This window comes from Paraburkholderia ultramafica, from assembly GCF_902859915.1.
Classification (GTDB): domain Bacteria; phylum Pseudomonadota; class Gammaproteobacteria; order Burkholderiales; family Burkholderiaceae; genus Paraburkholderia; species Paraburkholderia ultramafica.
In genome coordinates this window covers 1-16,044 of sequence record NZ_CADIKK010000025.1, presented here as the reverse complement: position 1 = coordinate 16,044, position 16,044 = coordinate 1, and the positions used below count along the sequence as shown (strand labels likewise).

Below are 16,044 nucleotides of genomic sequence, written 5' to 3'. Positions count from 1 at the left end.
ATCGCGGTGACGCGCGTGCTGCGGCACCTGCCGCTGTGGCTGCTCGCATTATTCCTGTCAGTGGCCGTGGTGACGTCCGTCGCGGAACCGTTCGGCGGCCACGCGCATCCTCCAGCCGCTCGCACGTTCCCCGCAAAATTGACCGTCGGCGTGCTCGCGGGCGGCTGGGCGCCGTTCGAGATGCTGCAAGACGGCCGGCTCACCGGGGTCAGCGGCGACTATCTGCGCGCGCTCGTGGGGCCGAACGTCATCATCGAAGCCAAGGCGTTTCCCGACATGCCGCAACTGCTTGCCGCCGCATGCGCCGGCACGGTCGACCTGTTGATGAGCGTCGCCCGCACGCCCGAGCGCGAACAGTGCCTCAATTTCACGGTGCCGTATTTCCGCTCTTCCACCTCGGCCGTCGTTCGCCGCGACGGCGACCGGTATGCGAGCCGCGGCCAACTCGCCGGAGCGCGCATCGCGATAGAGCGGGGTTTTGCGCTCGAGCGCCCGATCCGCGACAACTTTCCGCGCGCGCAGATCAGTTCGTTCGCCACCACGCGCGCGGCACTCTCAGCGGTGGTGCGCGGCGAAGCCGATGCCTATTTCGGCTTCACGCCGGTCGTGCAATATGAACTGGCCACCGAAGATTTTCGCGGTCTGCATGTCGCGTTCGACGAAGGCGGTAAAACCGCCGATCTTCGCTTTGGCGTGCCCCGCGAGCAGGCCGCACTGGGGGATCAACTCAATCGCGCGCTGGCGTCGATGAACCCGGCCGAAAGCGCGGCGATTCGCGTGCGCTGGCTGTCCGGCAACTTCAACGCGGAGCCGGCCGCGGGCGCGCGTCGTTTCGTGCTGACACCGGAAGAGAAAGCCTGGCTTCGCGCATTGCCGCCGTTGCAGATCGGCTTTGACAGCAATTGGCCGCCTTTCAGCTTCATCGACGACGCCGGCCGCCCCGCCGGTATTGCCGCCGACTATCTGGCCTATTTGAGCCGCTCGCTTGGCATCGTGTTCAACCGTGCCCGCCTGTCCGACTGGCCCGCCACCGTGGAGGCTTTCCAGCGCGGCGAGCTGGCGATTCTCTCCACGGCGTCCAGCAACGGTCCGCATCTGAATAACGCCGAACATACCCGCGTGTACGAGAGCTACCCGATGGTGATCGTCGGGCGCGCCGGCGAACCGGTCGCACGCTCGTTCGACGATTTCACGTTGCGCCGCGTCGTCATCCCGGCGCACGTTGCCGGTTCGGTTCCGCATGCGTTCGACGCCATCGCGCCGGATCACATCGTCGTCGCGCCGAGCCTCGATGATGCGCTGAAAATGGTCGCGACCGGCGAGGCGGACGTGATGGTGGGCAACGTGGCTGCCGTCGATCTCCAGCTGAAGCGCCGCTATGGCGGCACGCTCAAGATTCTCGGCACGCTCGCCGAATCCGATTCGCTCGACTTCGCGGTGCGCTCGGACCTGAGGCCGCTCGTCGGGCTGATCGACCGCGCGTTGCTGGCCATGCCGCCGGCTGACAAGCAGCGCATCCGGCAGAAGTGGGTGACCGGCGCGGTGCCGGACAGCGGGATATGGAGCGTGACCGCGGTGCGTTTGCTGCCGGTGCTGATCGGCGTCGGCGTCGTGTTGCTGGTCACGTTGCGCGCTTATTTGCTGCTGCAACGTGAGGTCAGGCTGCGCAAGACGACCGAGCGCGAACTCGCGCTGCAACTCAATTTCCAGGAAGCGATGATGAAGACGGTTCCCTATGCGCTGGTTGCCAAGGACCTGGAGGGGCGTTACATCGCAGTCAACCGCGCGTATGAGGAAGCGTCCGGCATCAGCCGCGAGGCCGTCCTCGGACGCACGACGATGGACGTGCGGACATGGGGCGAGGTGAACAGCCGCATTCTCGACGACATGACGCGCGAGGTGTTGAAGGGCGGCGGCATCGCCGAAGTGGAATTGCAGTTCGAGCGCAATGCGGGCGAGATGCGGCATGGCCTGTTCTGGAACAGTGTGTGCCACGGCAGCGACGGACAACCCGTTTGCCTCGTCGGCACCATGGTCGATATCACCAATATCCGGCGCGCCGAAATGCTCGCGCGCGAAACTGAGCGGCGCCTCTTCGACGTGACGCGCTCACTACCGGCGGTGGTGTTCCAATTGCGCCGCACCGCGAGCGGCGCGTATTCGTTTCCGTATATCGGCGGCGACACCCGGCATCTGCTGGGCGACGAAGACCAGGACGTGTCGCTGACACACCGCGCTCAGGTCGACTTCCATCGCGTGGCGGAGCAGGACCGCGCGTTCGTGCTGGCTGAACTGGAGCGCTCGGCGCAGTGCGAAACGCCGGTGCATATCGAGTTTCGCCTCAGGAGCGAGCAGCGTCTCAAGTGGGTGCGCGCCGAGCTGGTGCCGCGCCGTGAAGCGGATGGCAGCGTCGTGTGGAGCGGCTTCTGGGTGGACGTCAGCGTGGAGCGCGCCCGCTCCGAGGAACTCGCGCGAGCGCGCGATATGGCCGAAGCGGCCTCGCGTGCGAAAGACGACTTCTTCGCGATGATGAGCCATGAAATCCGCACGCCGATGAACGGCGTGCTGGGGCTCGTCGAGGTGCTGGAGCGTACGCCGCTCAATACGGATCAGGGTGAAATGCTGAGCATGATCCACGAGTCGGCCGGCGCGCTGCTGCAGATCCTTGACGACTTGCTCGACTATTCGAAGATCGAAGCGGGGCGACTGACGCTCGAAGCCGAGCCTATCGACATACGTGAACTGGTGGACAACGCGGTCGGCCTGCTCGCGGGCCGCGCCCATGAAAAAGGGCTGAAGGTGCGGGTGGATATCGCGCCGGAAGTCGCCGCCACGCTGCGCGGCGACAGCGTGCGTTTGCGGCAGATTCTGTTCAACCTGCTCGGCAATGCGATCAAGTTCACCCCGCAGGGCGAGGTCGACGTGGGCGTGTCGGTGGTCGAGCAGAAAGGCGCCGAACAGACGCTCGAAATGACCGTGGAGGACACCGGCATCGGCATCGCGCCGGAAGTGCAGGCCAGTTTGTTCGAGCCGTTCGTGCAGGCTGAATCGTCCACCACGCGACGCTTCGGCGGCACCGGCCTCGGGTTGACGATCTGCCGCAAGCTGATCGACCTGATGGGCGGCTCGCTCGCGTTGCGCAGCGAACCCGGCTGCGGCACCTGCATGATCGTGCGGCTCACCATGGCGGTCGAGGCGCAGTGCTATTCCGTCAGCGGCTTGCGCGGCAAACGCGGGATCGTCGCGACCAGCGACAAGCGGGTCGGCCGCGCGCTGATGCACTTCGGCGAAGCGCTTGGGCTGGAGTTGTGCCGGCTCGCGCCGGAGGCGGCGCAGTTGCGTGATCGCGCCGCGCTGGCCGGGGTGGATTTGCTGTTCGTGAGCGACGACGCGCAGTTGCCCGCGAGCGTCGGCCCAGGCACACGCATCATCAGCCTGACCGAGAAGCCGAAGCCGACCGGTTACCGCATTCTCGACAACAAGGTGCGCGTGAGCGTCAATCCCATTTCGTGGCGCGGGCTGGGAGCCGCGTGCGCCGCCGCGATGACGGGACTGCCGTCGACGACGCAACCTGCGGCGGGCGTGCCGCGTACGCCCGAGGGCGTCGCGACGCCGCCGGACCGCGAACGGGCCATCGCCAGCGGCCGGCTGATTCTTGTCGCTGAAGATCATCCGGTCAATCAGGAGTTGATCCGTCATCAACTGGCTTTGCTCGGCTTCGCGTGCGATGTCGCGAACGACGGCGTGGAGGCTCTCGCCGCGCTGGAGCGTACCAGCTATGGCTGTCTGATCACGGATTGCCATATGCCGAACCTGTCCGGCTACGAACTGACGCGCCGCATCCGCGAACGGGAGCAGGGCGGCGCGCAGCGTCTGCCGATTCTGGGCATCACGGCGAACACCGCGCCGGGAGATCTGCATCTATGCCGCGATGCCGGTATGGACGACAGCCTCGTGAAGCCGACCCGGCTCGCCACCTTGCGCGACTACCTGAGCCGCTGGTTCGGCACCGACAGCGCGTGGCAGGCCGCGCCCGCGGAAGCGGAGCGCGTGTCGGAGGTCGCCGGACCGGTTGTTCAGGCAGGCGAGGAGCCGTTTGTGCCGGTCGACCTGACGCATATGACGCAACTGTGGGGCAGCGAATCGACCGTCAAGGCATTGCTCGATGCGTTTGTTTCGTCCGTGCGTCAAGACGTGCAGTCGCTGTCGCCGCTGCTCGAGCGCGTCGAGGTCGTGCGCGTGCGTGAGTGGCTGCATCGCGTGGAGGGGGCGGCAGGCGTGCTGCAATATCCGCCGCTGCTCAACGCGCTCGGTGAATATCGCCGCGATATCGCGGTCAAGTCACCGGAGCGCTTGCGCAACGAAGGGCTGGCGTTGATCGGCAAATGCAACTCGATGCTGGACGGCATCGAGCAGCAGGCGGCTTTGCTCGCGTAGGGTGTTGCTGCGTGGGGAGTACGGCGGAGTACGGAGGCGCGGGCATTGCGTCGCTGCAATGGCATGAAAAAATGCAGCTGAGTGCAACTGAGTGCAGGCGGATGCAGAAAAATGCAGGCGGGCGCGCGGCAATCAGACGAAAAAAAACGCGGCCGAAGCCGCGTTAAAAGATTTGGAGACATCCCTCGATGAAGGAGTCACTTCTCGCAGGTGGAAGCATAACCGGGATGCCGCAATTGATTTACTACAAAATTTGCAAATAACTGTTCGGATAAATCGAGTAAAGCGTCGATGGGGCATGGTGGGGTAGATTGCGAATTCGACGCACAGGTGCGTGTCGCGAGTGCGGTGACGCCGTGCGTTTCTTGTCCGACGTCGCGAACGCATTCGTGCGTGACGCTCCTGACGAACAACTACGGACAACTACAAATTCAGCGCATACCGCAAGTCGACGGCGGCGCCGACGCCAACCCTGACGTCGAATCGAGCGCGCTTCCCGAGCGCGAACATGCCCGAAGGTTTTGCACTAGTATGTGGTGGCTCCGCGCGCGGCCGAACTGTCGGTGCGGCGGCGCATCAAAGTCCGGAGAAGACCATGATTACGCTGCGAAAACTAAATCTGGCTGTGGTGTTGTGGGCCTTGGCGTCGGGTGTCGCGTTCGCGGATACGGTGGCACTGAAAGCGGACCTCGAGCCGTCGAGCGAAGTGCCGCCTCGGGTGAGCCATGGGCACGGCATGCTGGATGCCACCTTCGACACGTCGACCAAATCCCTGCAATGGACCATCACCTATGAAGGCTTGAGCGGCCCGGTCACCGCCGCGCATTTCCAAGGGCCCGCGCCGGTCGGTCAGAACGCGAAGGTCCAGGTGCCGATCGACAAGGGCGCGCTCGCGAGCCCGATCAAAGGCTCGGCGGCGCTCACCGAGCAGCAGTTCACGGACCTGATGGCCGGGCAGTGGTACTTCAACGTGCATACCGCGCAGAACCCGATGGGCGAGATTCGCGGGCAGGTTTTGCCGGCGAACTAGACGGCGTGCCAGCCTGACCCGGTGGTTCGAACTTCGTTCACGATTAGAAGCCGCCGTCCACCGGGGTAGTGGCGAACGCACGTACCATGATGGGACATTATCGAAGGAGCGTGTCCCGATGAGTTGGCAAAGTGCACTCGCATGCTGGTATCTGCGCAGGCAGTTTCGACCGGAAACCCTCAAGCCTCGCATCAATGTCGAGAGAGCGCGTGCGCTGACCGCGAAGCGCGTCTGGTCGCCCCGTGTGCCGCGCGACTGGCGTCTGCGGGAATCGTATGGCGCGCACGATGCGCCACTGCGCGGCGAGTGGCTGGAGCGCGCCGATCGCGCGCCGGCTGCCGACGCGGGACCGACCGTGCTGTATTGCCACGGCGGCGGCTACTACTTCTGCTCACCGCGTACGCATCGCTCGCTCGTGTTCGCACTGGCGACGCGCGCCGATGCGCGGATCTTTTCGCTCGACTACCGTCTCGCGCCCGAGCATCGCTACCCGGCGGCGCTCGATGATGCGACCGCGGCCTATCGCCGGTTGATCGCCATCGGCATCGCGCCCGAGTCGATCGTGATCGCGGGCGACTCAGCCGGCGGCGGCCTTGCGCTCGCCACGCTGGTGGCGCTGCGCGATGCCGGCGATCCGCTGCCGGCAGGCTGCCTGCTGTTTTCACCGTGGACTGATCTGGCCGCGGCCGGCGCCAGTATCCGCAGCAACGACAGCGTCGATCCGATGTTCTGCGGCGCCTCGATCGCGCTCGCCGCGAAGATCTATCTCGGCGACTCGCCGGCCACCGATCCGCATGCTTCGCCGGTCTATGCCGATCTGCACGGCTTGCCGCCGCTGTTCATGATGGCGGGCAGCACCGAGGTGTTGCTCGACGACTCGCAGCGCGTCGCCGACAACGCGCGCGCGGCAGGCGTCGACTGCGAATTCGAAGTGTGGAAGAAGATGCCGCACGTCTGGCCGATGCTCGCACCGTTCATCCCGGAAGCGAACCGTGCGCTCGATCATGCGGCCGCTTTCGTGCAGCGAGCGACGAGCCGTGCCGCGCATGACGCGCAAGCGGCCGCTCAACCGTCGAGCGCGATGTCGAGAGTCTGATACACGGCCTCGATCGTTTCGTGGCCGTACTGCCGTTCCAGCCGCCGCACAGTGAAGTGGCCATGGGCGACCTGCTGGAAGTGGTCGATGAAGACCGTATTGACCATCGCGCCGAGCACCGCGCCGATCGCCGGAATCGATTTGGCGGCGATCTGTTCGCTCACCTGCACCGAAAAGCGCGCGGCGATCGCGTTGAGCAGCCGCAGCAAGGCCGCCGAGCCATGCGAGCTGAAGCCCTTGGTCGTGATCTCGGACGACGCTTTCGATACCGCCTGTGCGAGCGCGCCGCGCATGAAGAAGTAGCCGAGCTCGGCGTCGTCGTCTTCGCTCGACGTGCCGCCCATCCCGAGCACCGTCAGACATTGCAGCTGCGTCTCGATCGACGACAGGTCCTCGCCCTCGCTGCGCGCGATGTCGCAGATCGAGCGGAACATCAGCGTGGTCGTGACCGGCAACTCGACCGGCAGCGCGATCAGTCCGAAGGCGCCGCCGGCCGCGCCGGTGGTCGCCACCGCGAACTTGTGCAGCAGGTTGCTCGGTTTGTCGGGCGCGATCAACGACGTGGCATCGCGCCGGCCCAGCGTGCGCAGCGCGATCGACAGGCACTTGCGTAACGCGAGCTCGGTCGCGTCCGTGACCTTGACGTTGGCGAACGCCGGAATCCGCGCCAACAGCTTTTCGATCGGCGCGCCGACGACGCTCGCCAGCTTCATCGCCAGCGCGGGGCTTTCGAGTTGATGTTTCGCGCGCCGCAGCGCGTTCAGATCCTGCTCCGATAACGATGGTGCTGCGAGCGAACTCGGCTGCATGGGCCTCCCTGGCGTCATGTTGTGTGCATTCTTCGGTCGATTGCCGGCGCCGTGAAACGCGGCGGCGCGTCCCGCTTAGAGCGACGCAGCGTGGTATGATTCCCGATCTTTTGACGAGTCAACTGTTGCTCCATCAAAAATGGCTGTCCATACCGCGGCCCACCACTCGAGTGGGCAAGTTTTACCCTTCCGTGAATCCTTGCTGGCAATGCTCGGCATTTCGTTCGTCACGATGCTGGTCGCGCTCGACCAGACCGTGGTCGGCACCGCGCTGCCCACCATCGTGTCCGAACTGAGGGGCTTCGAGCTTTACGCGTGGGTCGCCACGTCGTATCTGCTGACCTCGGTGATTACTGTGCCGATTTTCGGCCGCCTCGGCGATTACTACGGGCGCAAGCCCTTTGTGATCGCGTCGATCGTCGTGTTCACTGCAGCGTCGGTGCTGTGCGGCGCGGCCGACAACATGTTGTTTCTCGTGCTTGCGCGCGGCTTGCAGGGCATCGGCGGCGGGATGCTGGTCGGCACCGCGTTCGCCTGCATTCCCGATCTGTTCCCCGATTCGGTCGTGCGTCTGCGCTGGCAGGTGCTGATGAGTTCGGCGTTCGGCATTGCGAACGCGGTGGGGCCGTCGCTCGGCGGCTTTCTCACGCAGTACTACGGCTGGCGCTCGGTCTTCTATGTGAATCTGCCGGTCGGACTGTTGTCACTGTTTTTCGTCTGGCGCTTCCTGCCGCATCTGCGGCACGTCGAGCATGAGGGCAAGATGCGGCTCGACTGGCCCGGCGCGCTGCTGATCGCGGTGGCGCTCGGCTCGCTGCAGTTGTTCGTTGAGTTGCTGCCGAAGCATGGCGTGACCCTGAGCGCGTTCGCGCTGCTCGCGCTGAGCGTCGCGTCCGCTTACGCGCTGTGGCAGTGGGAAAAGCGCTGCCCGACGGCGATCCTGCCGGTGGACATGTTTCGCAACCGGAGTCTCGCCGCGCTCTTCACACTCGCCGTGCTGGGCGGCTTCACGATGTTCTCGATGCTGTTTTACGCGCCGCTGCTGTTCCAGGGCGGCTTCGGGATGTCGCCGAAAGAGGCGGGGCTCGTCATCACGCCGCTGGTCGTGTTCATCACGATCGGCAGCATCGCCAACGGCCGCATCGTTTCGCGCGTGAGCAATCCGAATCTGATGCTGTACATCGGCTTTTCGCTGGTGGCGTTGTCGTGCCTCGGCATTGTCGCCGCGACGCGTTCGATGCAGCAATGGGTGCTGATGTCGTTCATGGTGGTCGGCGGGCTGGGGCTCGGTTTCGTGATGCCGAACCTGACGATCTTCGCGCAGCAGACGGCCGGCCGCGAACACCTCGGCATCGCGACGGCGCTGCTGCAGTCACTGCGGATGATCGGCGGCATGATCGGCACCGCGCTGACCGGCACGCTGGTTAGCCACCTGTACGCGAGCGGCGTGCGCAGCGCGCTCGACAATGCCAACGCGTCGCATTGGTTCACCGATCTCGGCGATCCACAAATCCTGATCAATCGGGACGCACAGACCACCCTGGTCGACCAGTTGACCCATGCGGGCCACAACGGTGCGATGCTGCTCGAAAGCGCGCGCGAGGCGCTGGTCGGGGCGATTCATCTGGGTCTTGCGATGGCGGCGATCATCGCCGTGGTGTCCGTGTGGCAAAGCCGCCGCGTGCCGCCGATCAAGCTCCAGCGCAAGCTCGAGCCCGTGATTCACGCGGACTGATTATTTAGACTCACCGTTTGACTGAACAGATCATGGAAGAACAGGACCGCGTCGCCGTCATGCAGCAATTTGGCCGCACTTATCGGGCGTTCATGTCGGCATTCGAGGCGCACGTCGGCCATCCGTTGCCGCGCTGGCGCATTCTGCTCGCGTTGCACGAGCAGGCGGGCGAGTCGTCGCAGAAGCGCCTGGTCGAGCGCCTGCGGGTCGATCCGGGCGCGCTCACGCGGCAGTTGAAAACGCTGGAAGGATTGGGCTGGATTGCGCGCAGCATGGATACGCGCGATAACCGCGTGACCAATGTGCGTTTGACGCAAGCGGGGCAGTCGGCGACTGAAGCGAGCTTGCCGCGTCGCAACGCGTTTCTGCACGACACGATGGCCGCGTTGCCGGATGACGTGTTGGGCGCGCTGTCGGGTGCTCTGAAGATGCTCGAAGTGAGGATCGGCGAAGTGGCGGCCAGCGCGAGCGCCGCTGGCGCGGAAGTTGGGCCGCGGGCTGAAACGGCGGATAGCGGGGCGGCGCGCCAGTCCTGATTCGCGGCGCTCTCCAGCGCGTTGAGCGTCGGCCCGCTGACTCGCTGACCGCGCCGAAGAACACCCGCCCCACTCAGCCAGCATCACCGCAAACGGCGCGCCGCATTGCCGCAAAGCGCGCCGTTCGCGGCAAGATCAAAAGAACGTTTCGATCACATCCGTGACGCGATACGCCGGATCGACCACCAGCACCTGACGCCACTTGTCGAACGTCAGACACGGGTGCGAGATGTCGAACGCGATCATGTCGCCCACTTTCAGATCGGCGCCTGCGGGAATCCGCAGATACGCGTGCTGATCCATCAAGCCGAAAACCTCCCAGCCTTCGCTCGCCGCGATATCGCGTGGCGCTTCGCTGCCCGGACGATAGTGACGCGCCGGTTCCGGCATGCCCGCATCGAAGGCGGAGTCGCGCTTGCCGAGCCCGATGATCGCGCGATCCGGCTCGGGAATCGACTGCACGTAGGCCCACAAATGCAGCGCCGGGAGCAGGCCTTCGCCCATTTTCTTCGCGACCGGATTGCGCGCGAAGATGTCCGTCTGCGCCTTGCGATAGATGCCGACGTCGTGCGTCAGATAGCAGCCGGGACGCAGCACGACTTCGACCTTGCCGGTCTCCGACGCCTTCACGAATTCTTCCGCGACCACGTCGTACCAGGCCGAACCCGCGCCCGACAGCACCGCCGGCGTACGTGCGAAACGCCCCTCTTCGACGAGCGCGCGCGTAACCGCAACCGCGTTTTGCAGGAACTCGCGCACTTCGTGTTCTTCCTTCAGCACGCCCTCGTACAACTCGACACCGGCGAGCTTCAGCATGTCCGGATAGCGTGCGATCGCATCGAGCACCGCGCTGCGCTGCGCGGCGTCGCGCACGCCCGTGCGGCCACCCGGCACGCCGAGTTCGAGCAGCACTTGCAGGGGCTTCTTCACCGAGGTGAAGAACTCTCCGAGCTGCTCGACGCCTTCGACCGAATCGACGAGACAGAAGAATTCGAAGTCCGGGTCGCTCAGCAACTCGGCGATCATCATCATGTTGCGGCGGCCGACCAGCTGGTTGGCCATCAGGATTCGCGAGACGCCGCCGTGATACGCCGCGCGCACCTGATGCGCGGTGGCGAGCGTGATGCCCCACGCGCCGGTTTCGAGCTGACGGCGAAACAGTTGCGGCGCCATGGTGGTCTTGCCGTGCGGCGCGAGCTTGACGCCGTATTGCGCGACGAACGCCTGCATCCACTTCAGGTTGTGCTCCACACGGTCCGCGTACAGCACGGCGGCCGGCAGGCTCACGTCCTCGTTGAGCAGGTTCCATTCGAGGCGCGCGGCGTCCTTGAGCTGGATGCTGGCGCCCGGAACCATGCCCAAGCCCTTGCTATAAGGATCAATCGTCGCGCCTTGATAGTTTGTAACTTTCATGTCTCCTTGCTCCATCGTCCAGTTAAATTGAATCAAATTTGACTTTACCATGTTACCGAAAGTACGATGGCCGGAGAAATGTTATTTAGTACCACGGCTTTCCGGAGGCTTGTTGTAAGCCTTCGCGGTGAGCCTTCGCGCGACCGCCCACAGTCTGCCATGAACTCAACCGCCGAACCGCTGGCTTTCGACATCGTCGCGCGCATCGCCGAATGCGCGCCGGAACTGCGCTCGGCCGAACGCAAGGTCGCCGCGCTGATCCTCGACGATCTGACGGGCGCATCGCGCGCCAGCATCGGCGCGCTCGCGCAGCAGGCCGAGGTGAGTGTCGCAACCGTGACGCGCTTTGCCAAGGCGGTGGGCTGCCGCGATGTGCGCGAGCTGAAGCTGCGGCTCGCGCAGGCGGCCGCGGTCGGTCAGCGCTTCCTGCAGCCGGGCCAGTCCAGCGACGCGCCCGAGCCGATCGCGACCCGCGTGTTCGACGAACTGCAAACCGCGCTGGCCCATAACCATCAGTTGCTGCGCCAGGCGCCGCTCGGCGCAGCGGCGGCCGCATTGCGCGCGGCGCGGATGATCTACGTGTTCGGCATGGGCGGCGGCTCGACCGCGCTCGCCGACGAGATGCGCTTTCGGCTCGTGCGCCTCGGCAGGCCGGTCGCCACCTATCAGGACGGCCTGTTGCAGCGTATGGTGGCGAGCACGGTATCGCGCGAGTGCGTGGTGATCGCGTTGTCGACCACCGGGCGCGTGCCCGAGATGGTCGAGAACTGCAAGATCGCGCGCAGCTACGGTGCGACGGTGATCGCGCTGACCGCGCCGGCGTCGCCATTGGCGAGGCTCGCCGACTGGGTGATCCCGATCGTCGCGTTCGAGACCGATTTCATTTACAAGCCGTCGTCGTCGCGCTACGCGATGATGATGGCGCTCGATGTGCTCGTCACCGAGCTTGCCGTCAGTCAGGGTGACGAGAGCCGCGAATTGCTGCGCCGCATGAAGCACGCACTCGACACGCACCGCGGCGGCGGCGATCGACAACCGTTAGGAGACTGATCCATGCACTCGCATCCCGAAGCCGCCGATACGCTGATCGTCGGCGTGCAACTGTATGACGGCACGGGCGCGCCGCCTGTCGAGCGCGACGTCGCGATCCGCGACGGGCGCATCGTCGCGATCGGCAATCTGTCGAACTGGCTCGCCGAAGAGGTGATCGAGGCCGAGGGCCGCGCGTTGGCGCCGGGCTTCATCGACGTCCACACGCACGACGACACGCACGTGATCCGCTCGCCGCAAATGCTGCCGAAGATCACCCAAGGCGTGACGACGGTGATCGTCGGCAATTGCGGCATCAGCGCGGCACCGGTTGCGCTGAAGGGCGACCCGCCCGATCCGATGAACCTGCTCGGCGAGCGCGACGCGTTCCAGTACCCGACCTTTGCCGAGTACGTGCAAGCGGTGAACGCCGCGCGTCCGGCGGTGAACGTCGGCGCGTTGATCGGACATACGGCGTTGCGCAGCAATCAGATGGACCGGCTCGATCGCGCGGCGACTCCGCAGGAAATCGAAGGCATGCGCGCGCAGCTCGAAGAGGCGTTGGCCAACGGCGCGCTGGGTCTGAGTTCGGGACTCGCGTACGGTTCGGCGTTCGCCGCGCCGACCGAGGAAGTGATGGCTTTGGCTGAGCCCCTCGCCGCGGCCGGTGCGTTGTACACGACGCACATGCGCACCGAATTCGACGCGATTCTTGACGCGATGGACGAAGCGTACCGCGTCGGCCGTCACGCGCATGTGCCGGTGGTGATCTCGCATTTGAAGTGCGCGGGACCGTCGAACTGGGGGCGCAGTGAAGAGGTGCTGAACTCGCTCGAAGGCGCGCGGCGGATGCAGCCGATCGGTTGCGATTGCTATCCGTACAACCGCAGTTCGTCGACGCTCGACCTGAAGCAGGTGACGGGCGACATCGACATCACGATCACGTGGTCCGAGCCGCATCCGGAGATGGCGGGCAAGTTGGTGAAGGAGATTGCCGCGCAGTGGGGCGTCTCGCAGCAGGAAGCGGGCAAGCGTTTGCAACCGGCGGGCGCGGTGTATCACAACATGTCAGAAGAGGACGTGCGGCGCATCCTCTCGCATCCCGCGACGATGGTCGGCTCGGACGGCCTGCCGAACGACCCGCTGCCGCATCCGCGCTTGTGGGGCGCGTTTCCGCGCGTGCTCGGCCATTACGCGCGCGACGCCGGTCTGTTGCCGCTCGAAGAGGCGGTGCGCAAGATGACCAGTCTGTCGGCGCGGCGCTTCGGCTTGGCGAAGCGTGGCGAAGTGCACATCGGCTATCACGCCGACCTGGTGCTGTTCAGCCCGGACAAAGTGCGCGACGCGGCGACGTTCGAGAAGCCGCAGCAAGCGGCGGACGGCATCGACGCGGTCTGGGTGAACGGCGTGTTGTCATACCGTGATGGCGCGGTGACAGGCGAGCGCGCCGGTCACTTCGTGGCGCGCGGCGCGGCGTCGAAGGGCGATGCGCACGGCGCGTTCTGAAATTTTTTGATCGATTGATTGCGGCGCGCGCGGCGATTGTGCGGAACGCGCGCCGGACTTTTTAAGGAGTGTGATGATGAAGCGATATGGCGTTGAAGGCGGAAAGGGAACGGGCGGTCAGCATATGCCGTTTGCACGCGCGGTCGAAGCGGACGGCTGGCTGTTCGTGTCCGGTCAGACACCGATGGAAAACGGCGAAGTGATCAATGGCGGCATCGTCGAGCAATCGCACAAGGCGATTCAGAACGTGTTCGCCATTCTGAAGGAAGCCGGGTATGGCGCGGAGCATGTGGTCCGCTGCGGCGTGTGGCTCGACGATCCGCGTGACTTCGCGTCGTTCAACAAGGTGTTCCGCGAGTACTTCGGCGACAATCCGCCGGCGCGGGCCTGCGTGGTGTCGTCGATGGTGATCGACTGCCGGGTCGAAGTGGACTGCGTCGCTTATAAAAAGCCGGCGGCTTAAAGCGTTGGGTTCGCTGAGGGCGCCGCATCGCTTGCCCTTAGCGGCAACCCGCCGCTCGCTTATTACTGCCGGGCCAGACGCATGTTGTCCGGCATCGGCAAATTGTAGTTCGTGCGGAACGGATTGATATCCAGCCCGCCGCGCCGCGTATAGCGCGCATACACCGCGAGCTTGACCGGCTTGCAGGCCTGCAGCACATCGATAAAAATCCGCTCGACACACTGCTCATGAAAGCCGGTGTGATTGCGGTACGAGATGATGTAGCGCAGCAAGCCCGCGTGATCGATCTGCGGGCCGACGTAGTGAATCTGCACGCTGCCCCAATCGGGCTGCCCGGTCACAGGACAGTTCGACTTCAGCAGGTTGGAGAACAAGGTTTCTTCGACCGGGGCTTCGTCGAGTGCCGCGCTCAGCAGCGAAGCGTCCGGCTGATAGACGTCGGTGTCCAGATCCAGTCGATCCAGCGACAAACCTTCGAACTCTTCCATCCGTAGCTTGCCGAACTCGTGCGGACCCGCCAGATGAACCGACACGGTCGCGCCACAAGCCGCGGACACATCGCGCTTGATCGTGTCGCGCACGAGCTCGAACGACTCGAACGCCGTCTGTGCGAACGAGCCCAGATAGAGCTTGAACGACTTCGATTCGACAATGTTCGGCGATTCGGCCGGCACGAAGAACGTTGCCACCGCAATCTGCGGCTTGCCGCGCGCATTCAGCCAGGACAGCTCGTAAGCATTCCAGATGTCCGTGCCGAAGAACGGCAACTGCGCGCCGATTCCGATCGCCTCGCGCGCATTTCTGCGCGCAATCGGGAAAAGGAGCGAAGCGTCATATTTTTCGGTGTAAGCGGAGGCTTTGCCCAGCGGTGATTGTTCGGGTGTCATGATGCGTTCACGATGCCACTCAGCACGTGCCCGGTCGCCGTCACGACGCGGGCCGATTCGCAGTGGCCAATTTGGTCGTCGAAGAAAAAGTCCGGCTCGAACTCGCGCAGGAATGCGCTCTTGTCGAGGCCGCCGAGGAACATCGCTTCGTCGATTTCGATGTTCCACGCCATCAGGGTGCGGATCGCGCGCTCATGCGCGGGTGCCGAGCGCGCCGTCACCAATGCCGTACGAATATGCATCGGCGCGGCTTGGTCCGCGAGTTTTTGCAGCCGGTGCAGTGCTTCGAGCAACGGCTTTAACGGACCGTCCGCGAGCGGCAAGTCCTTGTTGTGAATCTCGTGGCCGACGAAGGCACGCAGGCCATCCTTCTGGAACACGCGCTCGGCTTCGTCGGAAAACAGCACGGCGTCGCCGTCGAACGCAATACGGATTTCGTCCGGATACGTGCTCGCCATTTTCGCCGATTCGGGCAACACGCGCGCGGCGGGGAATCCGGCGGCCAGCGCGTCGCGCACGTCCTGCTGATTCGCGGACAGAAACAGCGACGCGTTCAACGGCTTCAGATAGCCGAACGGCGCGCGGCCACGGGTGAAGACGCCGCGCTCGATCGTGAGTCCGTATTCGCGGCACGAATGAAACGCGCGCAGTCCGCTGATCGGATCGCTGCGCGAGAGGATCACCACTTCGACGCGATGGTCGCCCGCGTTCAATGCCAGTAGCTTGCGGATCAGCGGAAACGCGACGCCCGGTTTGGCGGGCACGGTCAGCCGGTCGCGCTGCAACGCTTCATAGGCGTGAAGGTTGCCTTCCTCGTACACGCGGTTCTCTTCCTCGAAGTCGAACAGCGCGCGCGACGAGATTGCCACTACCAGTTTGTCGACAAGCGAAAGAGCCATCTGCGCGTTTCAATCCTAAAAGGTCAGGCAAGAAACAGCCGATACACCGGGTTTTGGGTCTCTTCCCAGTTCGGATAGCCGAGGGTCGCGAGAAAACGCTCGAACGCCTCGGTCTCGCTCGCGGGCACCTGGATGCCGACCAGGATCGAGCTGTAGTCCGCGCCCTGGTTGCGGTAGTGGAACAGGCTGATGTTCCAGTTCGGC

At 64.7% G+C, this 16,044-nt stretch carries 12 protein-coding genes and 1 pseudogene; 8 read left to right on the top strand and 5 right to left on the bottom strand.

Annotated features, from left to right (window positions below; translation table 11 throughout):
• The first annotated feature begins 6 nt into the window (after window positions 1-6).
• From HV744_RS24095 to HV744_RS24085, 3 genes are all read left to right on the top strand, one after another.
• Window positions 7-4,437: an ATP-binding protein gene (locus HV744_RS24095; RefSeq protein ID WP_425497821.1), complete on the top strand. Its 4,431-nt coding sequence runs from the start codon at window positions 7-9 to the stop codon at window positions 4,435-4,437.
• Between the two features lie 595 nt (window positions 4,438-5,032).
• On the top strand, window positions 5,033-5,467 hold the full coding sequence (locus HV744_RS24090) for a CHRD domain-containing protein (protein ID WP_175151902.1): 435 nt from the start codon (window positions 5,033-5,035) through the stop codon (window positions 5,465-5,467).
• A gap of 118 nt (window positions 5,468-5,585) precedes the next feature.
• Window positions 5,586-6,563, top strand: a complete 978-nt coding sequence (locus HV744_RS24085) for an alpha/beta hydrolase (RefSeq protein WP_175151901.1) — start codon at window positions 5,586-5,588, stop codon at window positions 6,561-6,563.
• Here HV744_RS24085 and HV744_RS24080 read toward each other — a convergent pair.
• On the bottom strand, window positions 6,533-7,372 hold the full coding sequence (locus HV744_RS24080) for an EcsC family protein (RefSeq protein WP_175151900.1): 840 nt from the start codon (window positions 7,370-7,372) through the stop codon (window positions 6,533-6,535). The genes HV744_RS24085 and HV744_RS24080 overlap by 31 nt on opposite strands.
• A 139-nt stretch (window positions 7,373-7,511) precedes the next feature.
• On the opposite strand from HV744_RS24080, the gene HV744_RS24075 reads away from it, so the two are divergent.
• Together HV744_RS24075 and HV744_RS24070 are read left to right on the top strand one after the other, a co-directional pair.
• Window positions 7,512-9,107 (top strand): MDR family MFS transporter, encoded by a 1,596-nt coding sequence (locus HV744_RS24075; protein WP_175151899.1) that lies wholly within the window; start codon window positions 7,512-7,514, stop codon window positions 9,105-9,107.
• A gap of 32 nt (window positions 9,108-9,139) precedes the next feature.
• Window positions 9,140-9,643, top strand: coding sequence for a MarR family winged helix-turn-helix transcriptional regulator (locus HV744_RS24070; protein WP_175151898.1), 504 nt, complete (start codon window positions 9,140-9,142; stop codon window positions 9,641-9,643).
• A gap of 135 nt (window positions 9,644-9,778) precedes the next feature.
• Here the strand turns inward: HV744_RS24070 and HV744_RS24065 are convergent, their stop codons facing one another.
• Entirely contained in the window at window positions 9,779-11,056 is a 1,278-nt protein-coding gene (locus HV744_RS24065) for an amino acid deaminase (protein ID WP_175151897.1), read from the bottom strand.
• Between the two features lie 159 nt (window positions 11,057-11,215).
• Between HV744_RS24065 and HV744_RS24060 the strand changes: the two genes are divergently transcribed.
• The 3 genes from HV744_RS24060 (at window position 11,216) to HV744_RS24050 (ending at window position 14,054) form a co-directional block, all read left to right on the top strand.
• Entirely contained in the window at window positions 11,216-12,106 is an 891-nt protein-coding gene (locus tag HV744_RS24060) for a MurR/RpiR family transcriptional regulator (RefSeq protein ID WP_175151896.1), read from the top strand.
• Between the two features lie 3 nt (window positions 12,107-12,109).
• The gene (locus HV744_RS24055; protein WP_175151895.1) at window positions 12,110-13,591 is read left to right on the top strand and encodes an N-acyl-D-amino-acid deacylase family protein; all 1,482 of its coding nucleotides are present in this window, start codon (window positions 12,110-12,112) and stop codon (window positions 13,589-13,591) included.
• A gap of 76 nt (window positions 13,592-13,667) precedes the next feature.
• The gene (locus HV744_RS24050; protein WP_175151985.1) at window positions 13,668-14,054 is read left to right on the top strand and encodes a RidA family protein; all 387 of its coding nucleotides are present in this window, start codon (window positions 13,668-13,670) and stop codon (window positions 14,052-14,054) included.
• A 62-nt stretch (window positions 14,055-14,116) separates the two neighbouring features.
• Here the strand turns inward: HV744_RS24050 and queF are convergent, their stop codons facing one another.
• The 3 genes and pseudogenes from queF to HV744_RS24035 all read right to left on the bottom strand — a co-directional run.
• A complete protein-coding gene (queF, locus tag HV744_RS24045) occupies window positions 14,117-14,941 on the bottom strand; it encodes an NADPH-dependent 7-cyano-7-deazaguanine reductase QueF (protein WP_175151894.1) in 825 nt (274 codons plus the stop codon).
• A complete protein-coding gene (locus tag HV744_RS24040) occupies window positions 14,938-15,840 on the bottom strand; it encodes a 5'-nucleotidase (RefSeq protein WP_175151893.1) in 903 nt (300 codons plus the stop codon). The genes queF and HV744_RS24040 overlap by 4 nt, the downstream gene beginning before the upstream one ends.
• A 23-nt stretch (window positions 15,841-15,863) precedes the next feature.
• A pseudogene (locus HV744_RS24035) lies at window positions 15,864-16,044 on the bottom strand (threonine ammonia-lyase, biosynthetic); the annotation flags it as partial.

Bases quoted from the DNA above. Each gene is read 5' to 3' on its own strand.
- HV744_RS24090 (WP_175151902.1), top strand. From the start codon at position 5,033: ATGATTACGCTGCGAAAACTAAATCTGGCTGTGGTGTTGTGGGCCTTG.
- HV744_RS24085 (WP_175151901.1), top strand. From the start codon at position 5,586: ATGAGTTGGCAAAGTGCACTCGCATGCTGGTATCTGCGCAGGCAGTTT.
- HV744_RS24080 (WP_175151900.1), bottom strand. From the start codon at position 7,372: ATGCAGCCGAGTTCGCTCGCAGCACCATCGTTATCGGAGCAGGATCTG.
- HV744_RS24075 (WP_175151899.1), top strand. From the start codon at position 7,512: ATGGCTGTCCATACCGCGGCCCACCACTCGAGTGGGCAAGTTTTACCC.
- HV744_RS24070 (WP_175151898.1), top strand. From the start codon at position 9,140: ATGGAAGAACAGGACCGCGTCGCCGTCATGCAGCAATTTGGCCGCACT.
- HV744_RS24065 (WP_175151897.1), bottom strand. From the start codon at position 11,056: ATGAAAGTTACAAACTATCAAGGCGCGACGATTGATCCTTATAGCAAG.
- HV744_RS24060 (WP_175151896.1), top strand. From the start codon at position 11,216: ATGAACTCAACCGCCGAACCGCTGGCTTTCGACATCGTCGCGCGCATC.
- HV744_RS24055 (WP_175151895.1), top strand. From the start codon at position 12,110: ATGCACTCGCATCCCGAAGCCGCCGATACGCTGATCGTCGGCGTGCAA.
- HV744_RS24050 (WP_175151985.1), top strand. From the start codon at position 13,668: ATGAAGCGATATGGCGTTGAAGGCGGAAAGGGAACGGGCGGTCAGCAT.
- queF (WP_175151894.1), bottom strand. From the start codon at position 14,941: ATGACACCCGAACAATCACCGCTGGGCAAAGCCTCCGCTTACACCGAA.
- HV744_RS24040 (WP_175151893.1), bottom strand. From the start codon at position 15,840: ATGGCTCTTTCGCTTGTCGACAAACTGGTAGTGGCAATCTCGTCGCGC.